Source organism: Arthrobacter sp. FW306-1B-G06A (assembly GCF_058781765.1).
In genome coordinates, this window is the sequence record NZ_JBYSXB010000073.1 from 1 (window position 1) to 9,444 (window position 9,444).

10 protein-coding genes and 1 pseudogene are annotated in these 9,444 nt (G+C 63.5%); 2 read left to right on the plus strand and 9 right to left on the minus strand.

Annotated elements, in window-relative coordinates:
• From AC3WJM_RS22665 to AC3WJM_RS22675, 3 genes are all read right to left on the minus strand, one after another.
• Nucleotides 1-223: hypothetical protein (locus tag AC3WJM_RS22665; protein ID WP_492273021.1), on the minus strand; the 223-nt coding region annotated here is incomplete at its 3' end.
• 130 nt (nt 224-353) lie between these two features.
• Nucleotides 354-788 carry an SRPBCC family protein gene (locus tag AC3WJM_RS22670; RefSeq protein ID WP_059388794.1) on the minus strand — a complete coding sequence of 145 codons (435 nt, stop codon included), beginning with the start codon at nt 786-788 and terminating at the stop codon, nt 354-356.
• A 54-nt stretch (nt 789-842) separates the two neighbouring features.
• A complete protein-coding gene (locus tag AC3WJM_RS22675) occupies nt 843-1,496 on the minus strand; it encodes a hypothetical protein (protein WP_492273022.1) in 654 nt (217 codons plus the stop codon).
• Between the two features lie 326 nt (nt 1,497-1,822).
• On the opposite strand from AC3WJM_RS22675, the gene AC3WJM_RS22680 reads away from it, so the two are divergent.
• Nucleotides 1,823-2,875 (plus strand): iron ABC transporter substrate-binding protein, encoded by a 1,053-nt coding sequence (locus AC3WJM_RS22680; protein WP_284988896.1) that lies wholly within the window; start codon nt 1,823-1,825, stop codon nt 2,873-2,875.
• Nucleotides 2,876-2,958: 83 nt separating this feature from the next.
• On the opposite strand, the pseudogene AC3WJM_RS22685 reads toward AC3WJM_RS22680, so the two are convergent.
• Nucleotides 2,959-3,276 (minus strand): annotated as a pseudogene (locus AC3WJM_RS22685) (SDR family oxidoreductase); the annotation flags it as partial.
• Between the two features lie 268 nt (nt 3,277-3,544).
• Here AC3WJM_RS22685 and AC3WJM_RS22690 point away from each other — a divergent pair.
• Nucleotides 3,545-3,748 carry a cold-shock protein gene (locus AC3WJM_RS22690; RefSeq protein ID WP_035743560.1) on the plus strand — a complete coding sequence of 68 codons (204 nt, stop codon included), beginning with the start codon at nt 3,545-3,547 and terminating at the stop codon, nt 3,746-3,748.
• A gap of 18 nt (nt 3,749-3,766) precedes the next feature.
• Here the strand turns inward: AC3WJM_RS22690 and AC3WJM_RS22695 are convergent, their stop codons facing one another.
• From AC3WJM_RS22695 to AC3WJM_RS22715, 5 genes are all read right to left on the minus strand, one after another.
• Nucleotides 3,767-4,501: a maleate cis-trans isomerase family protein gene (locus AC3WJM_RS22695; protein ID WP_059388791.1), complete on the minus strand. Its 735-nt coding sequence runs from the start codon at nt 4,499-4,501 to the stop codon at nt 3,767-3,769.
• A 7-nt stretch (nt 4,502-4,508) separates the two neighbouring features.
• Complete coding sequence (locus tag AC3WJM_RS22700) at nt 4,509-5,942, minus strand: amidohydrolase family protein (protein WP_492273023.1); 1,434 nt, start codon at nt 5,940-5,942, stop codon at nt 4,509-4,511.
• Nucleotides 5,943-5,950: 8 nt separating this feature from the next.
• Nucleotides 5,951-6,763 carry an aspartate/glutamate racemase family protein gene (locus AC3WJM_RS22705; protein WP_492273024.1) on the minus strand — a complete coding sequence of 271 codons (813 nt, stop codon included), beginning with the start codon at nt 6,761-6,763 and terminating at the stop codon, nt 5,951-5,953.
• Entirely contained in the window at nt 6,760-7,443 is a 684-nt protein-coding gene (locus tag AC3WJM_RS22710; RefSeq protein WP_492273025.1) for a GntR family transcriptional regulator, read from the minus strand. The genes AC3WJM_RS22705 and AC3WJM_RS22710 overlap by 4 nt, the downstream gene beginning before the upstream one ends.
• Before the next feature lie 101 nt (nt 7,444-7,544).
• Nucleotides 7,545-8,885 (minus strand): MFS transporter, encoded by a 1,341-nt coding sequence (locus AC3WJM_RS22715; protein WP_332602811.1) that lies wholly within the window; start codon nt 8,883-8,885, stop codon nt 7,545-7,547.
• Nucleotides 8,886-9,444: the final 559 nt, after the last annotated feature.

Below are 9,444 nucleotides of genomic sequence, written 5' to 3' on the forward strand. Positions count from 1 at the left end.
GGGCGAACAGCGCGCCTCGGCCCACGTTTTCGGCAGTTCGAACTGGGCGGGCGGGCGGCCATGCTGGTGCCTGAGATTGGTTGGCTTCCGGATGCCAAGAGGGAATGTGGGGGCCCGGGGCATCCGGAGCGCTCATTCCGAACTCAGGCTTGGGACGCTGCGATGCGCCGTATTCGTTGCTGCCGGGCTGCGTGTTTTCCGGCAGGTTGGTGCTTTCGGTCATGTTTCCCCCAATGTGGACCGCGGCGATCGTATGGGTCATCCTTGCACGCGACAGAGGAAATTCGCCAGCAATTGCGGCGAATAAATGCGTCGGCGATTCGACGCCGTGGGGAGAGCCTGGGGCTCGTGGACTAGCCGGCTTCGAGGATCTTCTTGAGGTTCTCCAGGTCCTTGCGCATGGCGGTGCGCATCATTGGCGCCATGAGGATGCCCGCAAGCGCGGAGAACCCGGAGGGTTCACCTGTGTTGCGGAGGGTCATGCGGGTGGCGCCATTCTCATCGGACCAGGTGTAAGTGGTGCGCATCGGGAAAGGACCTTGGCTTGTGCGCATGGTGAGTTTCTCGCCGGGGACAAGCTCGGTGAATTCGTAGACATAGTCCAGATTTCGGCCCAGAAACCGTGCGGTGAAGGCAACCCGGGATCCGACCGCGAGGGGCTTCGGCGTCTGCCACTGTGCAGATCGTATGTTCACATACCAGACCGGCGCGTTGTCCGGGTTGGAAGCATAACTTGCCACGATCTCGCGGGGCCGCTGGATCAGTATTTCGGTCTGGACGTCCACCATGTCCCTAACTATTGCAGAACGCGCCTAGCGGGCGGTAACCCCCATTGAAGGAAGTCATGGCAGATGCTCAGATTCTTCGGGGCGCTGCTGGGCCTCTTCACTTTGGGGTTCAATCTCCACGTAGTAGATCGCGCCTGCACCCGGGGCGTGAAGGCGGTGGGTCGCATGATGTATCGGCCGGTAGTCGTGTCCGAAGGGGTCCCGCACTGCTATTCGTTCAAGGTGGTCCATCCGCGCGAGGAGGCCATCGACCTCCCTGAGCGTCGCGCAGTGGGTCTCTTCTCCCGCTACATCCAATACCCAGGGCGAACCGGTGGCGCCGCTGGCAAGTTCCAGGCTCAAGGTTTCAAATATTCCAGCCAGAAGGGCATCGAGCGTTGTGGGGTAGAGGCGGAGCAAACGATGCGCTTGCGGTTCGCGGCGCCGGTCGCTGATCCAGGTTTGGCGGAGCCACGTGAATTCGACCCGACCGAACGAGGACCCAAGAGTCAGCTTCCGGCCTTCCTCCAAGGTCAAGTGGAAGTTGTTCCCCGCCCGGTCCAGGATGCTGGCCGCTTCCTCAACGTACTCAAGGTCTTCCAGCATGGCGGTCTTGGACGGGTAGTACGTGAAATCGCCGAGCTCATCGACAACGACGTAGTCTTCCGGAGCCGCGCCGGCAAGCTCGGAAGCGTGTGCCGCTCCTTGGTTGAGGGGACTGCGTTTCATGGTGGATTCAGCTCCTACCGAGGTTGGCCCAAAGCCCGAATAGGCCGTGCGTCCTTTCTTCATCAGACCACCAAACCGAGCGGCCGTCGTCGGTCCTTAATGGTTTCCTTACGCGGACCGGAACAGATTTAGCGCCAAGGCTCCCGTTTGTAACAGTCGACCTCAGTGTGCCCAGAATTACGCAACAGCAGCATGTTGTTATTACAGTAAGGATTGCCTTGCCTATCTCGTTGCCGTTCCTCCCGACTCGTCGGGCTGCTGTGCACGAAGGGTAGGGCAACCCCCAGCCATTCCGGTCCCAGCCGGAACCCTTGAAAGGCCCCCCCATGAAATTCGGCATCAAACCCGCTACGGCCCTTGCCGCCGCCACGGCCACGCTGCTGGCACTTTCTGCGTGTAGCGGCGCACCAAGCGGTACTGCGAGCGGTGGTTCCACGGCCGGCGCGTCCGGTGACGGCATCGTCGTATACAACGCGCAGCATGAAAACCTCACCGGCGCATGGGTGGACGCCTTCACCAAGGAGACGGGAATCAAGGTTACGCTCCGTAATGGTGACGACCTTGAAATGAGCAACCAGCTCAGTGAGGAAGGCAAGAACTCTCCGGCGGACGTCTTCCTCACGGAAAACTCCCCGGCGATGGTCCGCATCGCGAGTGCCGGGTTGCTCGCCCCCGTCGATCAGGCAACCCTTAGCCAAGTCCCTACGCAGTACCGGCCCTCCACCGGCGACTGGACGGGCATCGCGGCCCGCTCCACCGTGTTGGCCTACAACAAGACCAAGCTCAGTGCAGACAAGCTTCCCAAGTCCTTGATGGACCTTGCGGACCCGTCATGGAAGGGACGCATCGGTGCGTCCACGGGTGGAGCCGATTTCCAGGCTATTGTCAGCGCGATGCTTGCGCTCAAGGGAGAAGACGCCACCCAGAAATGGCTGGAGGCGGCTAAAACCAACTTCAAGTCCTACAAGGACGACACCCCGGTGCTCGCAGCTGTGAACGCAGGCGAGGTCGACGCGGGAGTCCTGTACCACTACTACTCCTTCGTGGACCAGGCCCAGACCGGAGAAAACAGCAAGAACGTTGATCTCCACTACTTCAAGAACCAGGACCCGGGTGCGTTCGTCAGCGTCTCGGGCGGCGCTGTCCTGGCGTCCAGCAAGAAGCAGGCGCAAGCTCAGCAGTTCCTGAAGTTCATCACGGGCAAAGCGGGTCAGCAGGTCCTCCAGAACGGTGACTCCTTTGAATACACCGTTGGCTCCGACGTACCGGCGAACTCCAAGCTTGTGCCCCTCAAGGACCTTCAGGCACCTTCGGTGGACCCCGCCAAGCTCAACAGCGAAAAGGTTACCGAGTTGATGACCAAGGTCGGGCTTCTCTAGGCCCCAGGGCCGCCTTGCTGCTGCAGACCGCCGCCCCTGTCCCGTCGAAGACGGGGGCTGCGGTCCGTCAGTGCCCAGCCGACCTTGAAGCCCCCGTTGCTATAAGGAATCTGGCCATTCATCCACGACCCCTGCCCGGAAAACAGGAATCTCACCAGGTCCGTCGTGTCCTCGGCCGTGCCGACGCGACCCGCTGGAGTCGCGTCAATGCCCGAATGCCGCGTAGCGTCGTCCATCCACCCGGTGTCGATCGGGCCCGGGTTCACCACGTTCGCCCGCACGCCCCGGCCTGCCAGCTCGACGGCGGACGCTGTGACGATCCGGTCGAGGGCCCCCTTGCTCGCGCCATACGGCAGGGTGTGAACAGTGTGGTCGCTCGTCAAGGCGACAATCCGGCCGCTTCGAACCGGCGCCGGAACAACCCCACCTGGTGTTCTCCTTCATGGCCGACGACGCTAATCGCCAACCACTCTGCCGTCCCAGTTTCAAGATCCCGCCCTGCAGAGGAACAAGAAATCCTCAAGATTCGGGCCCCAGGGAACACCGAGACCCCCGAAGATCCTTGCGCCCCCGAACCCCGCCACGTAGCTTTGAGGAAGCGGACGTATGCGTCCGGGGGCATCGGGTTTGAAGCCGGTGGCCAGTCAGATTCAGAGAAGGAACATGGCCGTGGCAACAGGTATTGTCAAGTGGTTCAACGCCGAAAAGGGTTTCGGCTTCATTGCCCCCGACGACGGTTCGGCGGACGTTTTTGCCCACTACTCAGCGATCGCCTCAAGCGGGTACCGATCACTGGACGAGAATCAGCGGGTCCAGTTCGACGTCGTCCAAGGCCCGAAAGGCCCCCAGGCGGAGAACATCCAGCCTCTTTAAGAGGGCACCACTGACGAATCAGGCTAGTTCGGCAAGCAGCCGGCCCCACTTGGGTGCCAGTAAGGGCGCTCCGGCAAGCTTGAGGCAGTGCCATAGCGTCACCGCCACGGAATCAAGCACCGGCACTCCGGTGGTTTCCTCCACTTCCGCGGTGATGTTGGCGCCGTAAAGGTTCGTGCACAAATAAATGAGCGCGTCCGGGTTCGAGGCGGCAAGTTCCAAGGACCCGGGCAGCATCTCCGCGTCCGTGACCCGGGCGAAGGATTCGTTGTTGCTGAGGTCCAGGTGGCGGTGGTCAACCGTCCTGATTCCTTCGCGCCCATATGACTCAATGACGGCATGGTTCACGTCCCCTGTATAGGGCGTGAACATGCTGATCCTTTCCGTGCCGAACGCCTTGAAGGCCTCCAGGTAGGCCAACGTAGAGGTCGTGGCCGGGATCCCGGTGGCCTCCGTGATTTCCTGGACCAGCGCTTCGTCATGGGCGGAACCGAGCCAGGAGCCTGAGGTTCCGTTCCATGCGATGACGTCTACATCCGCCGTCGCGAGCAATGCGGCGGCCTCCCTCATGACGGCCGAATCGAATTGTTTGTCCGAGGAATCATCCAGTGCAATGCGTGTGACCGGAATGCGCGTGAAGTGGATGGTGACGTCCTCGCGGTCACCCAGGATCCGGTAGCTCTGCGGTTCAAGGCACGTGTTGGATGACGGCACGATCATGCCGATGCGGGTGGGGCGGTGTTCGGAAGGCATGGTTCTCCTAAGCAGAAACGGTGGCGGGAACGGACGGCGATTTTCGAACGGACAGGGCGTCGTGGTGGGCGGCGAAGCCGTTGCGGGCGACGAAACGGCCCACCGGTCCGGGATCGTGGAAACCGCCGTCGTCGACCACGACGCGTCCGGCGGAGACGACGACGGCGGGCCAGCCGTTCAGCGTCTTCCCTTCGAAAGGCGAGAAGTCAGTACCCATGTGGAGCGCGCCGCCGTCGACCTCGCGTTCTTCGGCGGGATCGAAGATGACCAGATCGGCGTCGAACCCTGCCGCGATGGTGCCCTTGCCGGGCACGGCGTTGATCCGCGCGGGACCGGCCGAGAAGACCTCGACGAAGTCCTCCACTGTGCTGTTGGGCGCCATTGCGGTGAATGTGACGGGCATTCGGGTTTCGACGCCGGGCAGCCCGTGCGGCATGAAGCGGACGTCGTCGGTGCGCTCCCGCTTTTGCGAGAGGTCGTAGCAGGAGTGGTCCGAGGAGACGGTGTGGATCGCTCCGTCCGCGAGCCGTTCCTTCAGCGCGGCGACGGTTTCAGCGCTGCGCATCGGCGGGCAGCAGGCATACCATTCGGGGAATTTTGAGCCGTAGACGGTGTCATCCAGCGTCAGGTAGTGCGGACACGTCTCGGAGTAGGCCACCTGGCCGCGCCCGCGGGCCTCGGTGACCAGATCCACCGCGCCGGGGGTCGACTGGTGCACGAAGTAGACCGGCGCACCGGTGTACTCGGCCATGGCGAGGGTCTCTTTGACAGAGATTTCCTCGGCGAGCTCGGGCCGTGTGGAATGCAGGTGCTCGATGCCGATCCGGCCGTCCGCAGCGTGCTGTTCGGTGCAGTCGGCGATGATGGGATCGTGTTCGGCATGGATGTACGTGAGTCCGTCCAGGCGCACCATTTCGCGCATGACTTTCAGGATGGTGTCGCCGTCGGCCATGGTGGAGCCGCGGTTGGTGGTGTACATCTTCACCGAACGGACGCCCTCGGCGGCGAGTTGCTCCAGCTGCCAGGGCACGGTCTCGTCCCAACTGACCACGGAGCCGTGCAGCGCGACGTCGCAGCGGGATTCGGCGGCCAAGCGCTTCTTGTTCAGGACGGCGTCCAGCGGGGATTCCTGGGCGTCACGCGGAATACCAAAGTCGATGATGGTTGTGGTGCCGCCCCACAGGGCTGCGGTGGAGGTGGTGCGGTAGTCATCCAGGGTGCGGAAGCGGCCGGTCACTTGGGCCACGTGGCAATGGCCGTCCACACCGCCCGGGATGACCAACTTGCCCGAAGCGTCGATGATACGCCCGGCCGCGGGGACCGGTTCTGCGGCGTCGATGAGCTGGATGATGCGGCCGCCGTCGACCACGACGTGCGCGGCTTGCCGGCCGAAGCTGTTGACCACGGTGCCGTGGGCGATGACGAGATCGGGAATGGTCACGGTGGTTCCTACCTTCCTGCTGGAACGGCGGTGCCGGCAACGGAGGTGCCGGCGGCGGACTGGATGGCGGTCAGGGCGGCGTCGAGGTTTTCGGACAGTCCCCGGCGGTGCTTGACGGGCGGCGGCGCAAAAGCGCCTTGGCGGTGGAAGCCGGATTGCAGGGCCACAACCGCTTCGGTCATGCGGATCCCGGCGGAGATTCCGTCCACCACGGGCACGGGGATTTGTCCTTCAAGCTCGCGCGCGAGTCCGGCAAGCGGGGCACCTGCCAGGATGACGACGTCGGCGCCGTCCTCGGCGACCGCTAGCCGGCTCAGTGCCAGGAGGGTTTCCTTGAAGTCCTGTTGCACAGTGCCGATGCCGTTGAGGCTCTGGTTGATGGAACGGATCGAGGCAAGACGGCTGCCAAGTCCGAAATGCTCCACGCAATCCCGGTACCAAGCGGTGATGCGGTCCGAAATGGCGATGATGGAGAAGCGTTGGCCCTGCAGGGCCGCGGCGCAGAGGGCGGCCTCCGTGATCCCGATGACCGGCACGTCGGTCAGTTCCTTGAGCGCAGGCATCCCGGGGTCGCCGAATGCGGCCACGACGACGCCGTCTATGCGGTCCGCAGCCGGATCGCCGCCGCAGTGCTCGGCGATGATTTCGGCGACGGCTCCGGCTGCGATGAGGGATTCGAAGCGGGTCTCGATGTATTCGACGCCATGTCCGGCGGTCCTGACGATCAGCTCGGTGTCAGTCCCCGCCGAGCGGCGGGCTTCGGCGTCGATCAGCGCGGTGACATCCGCGCTGATGTTGGGATTGATGACTAGCAATTTCATGGTCGTTTGCCTTGCAACTTGAGTTCTGTGGCGGGCTCGTTCTGGGGGAACTGCTCGCGGTACTTTCCAATGTGCGACGCCGATTGGGCTGCGGCGCGCTCGGCATCGCCGCTGGCGATGGCGGCGTAGAGATCGCGGTGCTCCTGGATCAGTTCCGGCAGGTCGTCCACGTGGCGGAAGAGCCAGTGCATGCGGCCTTGGAGCGGTTCCAACGCGGTGCGGAGAAAATCGTTGTTGGCGATGGCCGTGATGGCATCGTGGAATTCGCTATTGGCGCGGTGCGCCTCGAGGATTGAGCCTTTCGCAAGGAAGCGATCGGCCTCATCGAGGAGCCCGGCCAGGTGCTTGAGGTCCTTGTCCGTGGCGCGGGCCGCGGCCAGGCGGCAGGCGAGGACTTCGAGCGACTGGCGGACGTCGAAGAGGTCCTCGACGTCTTTGGGGCTCAACCCTGCCACTTCGGAACCGCGGGAGGCCCGGTCCTGGATGAGGCCTTCCTGCCGCAGCATGCGGAGGGCTTCGCGGATGGGGAGTCGCGAGACGTTGAATTCGGCGGCGAGGTCCCGCTCCACCAGCCGGGTGCCGGGCGCGTAGTGACCCTCGAAGATTCGCGAACGGATGGCGTCCCGCACGGATTCCCGGAGGGGACGGTCTGTGGTGGGGGTTTCTTCTGCAATCAGCATTCTTGCTCCATTCGTGTTCTCTTGGGTCAATGCGCCCGGCAACCCGGAGGCGTCCAGCCGTGCGGCGGTTCAGGACCGCACGGCCGGCCCGGTCAGGCGAGTTAGACCGGAAGCCGCTTGTTGTAGTTCAGGGTCAGGACGGAGACGCCCATGATCACGGCGGATCCTACAAAGTACAGCAGCGCCCAGGTGTAGGAGCCCGTGGCCCCGACAATCAGGCCTACCACAATCGGGGTGACGAACCCTGCGATGTTGCCGCTGAAGTTCATTGCACCGCCCAGGACGCCAGCGTTGGTGCGGCCGCCGAGGATTGACGGGATGCTCCAGAACAGGCCCACCCAGCGGAGGAAGAACAAGACCACTGAGAGGAGCACGACGGCGGTGATCGGGTCTGCGACGACCGTCACGCCAACCAGGCCGCCGACTACCACGACGCTGGAGATGCCCAGCAGGGTACGCATGACCAGGTTGGCCGAGGCGCCAGCTGCGCGCCACTTGTCGGCGATAGCGCCGCCGAGGATCTCGCCGACGAAGCCTGCGCCGAAGATCACGAACGTGGACCAGCCGATGGTGTTCAAGTTGAAGTGCTTGGCCTGGGCGAGGTAGAGCGGGCCCCACGTCAGGAGGCCGTAGAACACGCCGTTGAATCCCAGCCAGCCAAAGCACATGGCCCAGAAAGAGCGGAACTTCAGGTAGGGGAGGAGTGCGCGCTTGCCCTTCACGCCGTCTTTCGTGGCCTCGGCGTCCTCTTCGGCGTGGGAGGACTCGATGTATTCGGCCTCGGCGTCGTTGACGGCCTTGTGGTTGCGGGGATTGTCCCGGACGTACCACCAGACAGCCAGGCCCATGAGGACGGTGGCCGCGCCGGCGATGATGAACGAGTAGCGCCAGCTGCCGGTGGAGGCGATGAGCCAGGTGATGAGGATACCGCCCAGGCCGGCTCCGAGCGGGGCGCCTGCGTCAAGGATCGTGGCGCCGCGGCCACGCTCTTTCTTGTGCATCCAGATGGCGTTGAGCTTGCCGCCGGCCGGCATGACGCCTGCTTCGGCGACGCCGATACCCAAGCGGGCGATGAACATGCTGAGGAAGCCGCCGGCCAGGCCGGATGCTGCCGTTGCGGCACCCCAGCCGATGCACGACGCCGTGACGACCTTACGGGGGCCGAACTTGTCGATGAGCAAGCCGACCGGGATCTGCATGAGGGCATAGGTCCAGAAGAATGCCGAAAGCAGGAGCCCGACGAGCTCCGGTGCGAGGTTGAATTCCTTTTGGATGATGGGCAGTGCCACGGAGATGGAGCCGCGGTCGATGTAGTTGACGGCGACCAGGATCAGCAGCAGGACGAAGAGCCGCCAACGGACACTCGTGCGTCGCTGCACGCCGTCCTTGCCGGCTTTTTCTTCGCCTTCCGAGGCTATTGCTTCAGTGTTTTGGAGAGACACAGTTTCTCCTTCAGGGGGAGTTTGAGGAGCGGGGAAAGTCTTGAATTGTTGAGCTGGGTGCGGGTTGCCGCGGCAGCTGGACTCGCGCCGGCGGCAACTGTCGCGGCCCGGTCCTCTTTCTGGGAGGAGGGACGCTGCCGGTTCGCTGGGTCCGTTTTGGGATCCCGCTTTGGGATCCCAAAATCAAAATTAGATGTGACCCGCGGCACTGTCAAGAGTTTTGGTATACAAAGCGAAGAAACAGAATGTGACCGAGAGGTGAGGTTTGGCGGAATATGGGTTCACTCACCCGAGCGGTGCGGGAAATGGGATACCGACACGATTCCTAGGCTTGCCCGGGTGGGGCATGGGATACCGGCGTGTTCGCGTGTTCCTGCCTGCCGACGCGCTCCCGACCCCACGACACGCTGTCTACCTCACGACACGCAACTGGTTATGCGACGAGGAGAAAGTCTGGCGACGCCCGAATACCGGTGTCGATAGGGATTTTCCGGGTCACGAGGCGTTTAGGGTGTCACGAGGCGGGCAGGGGCGTCGCGAGGCGGGCAGGGTCGGGGAG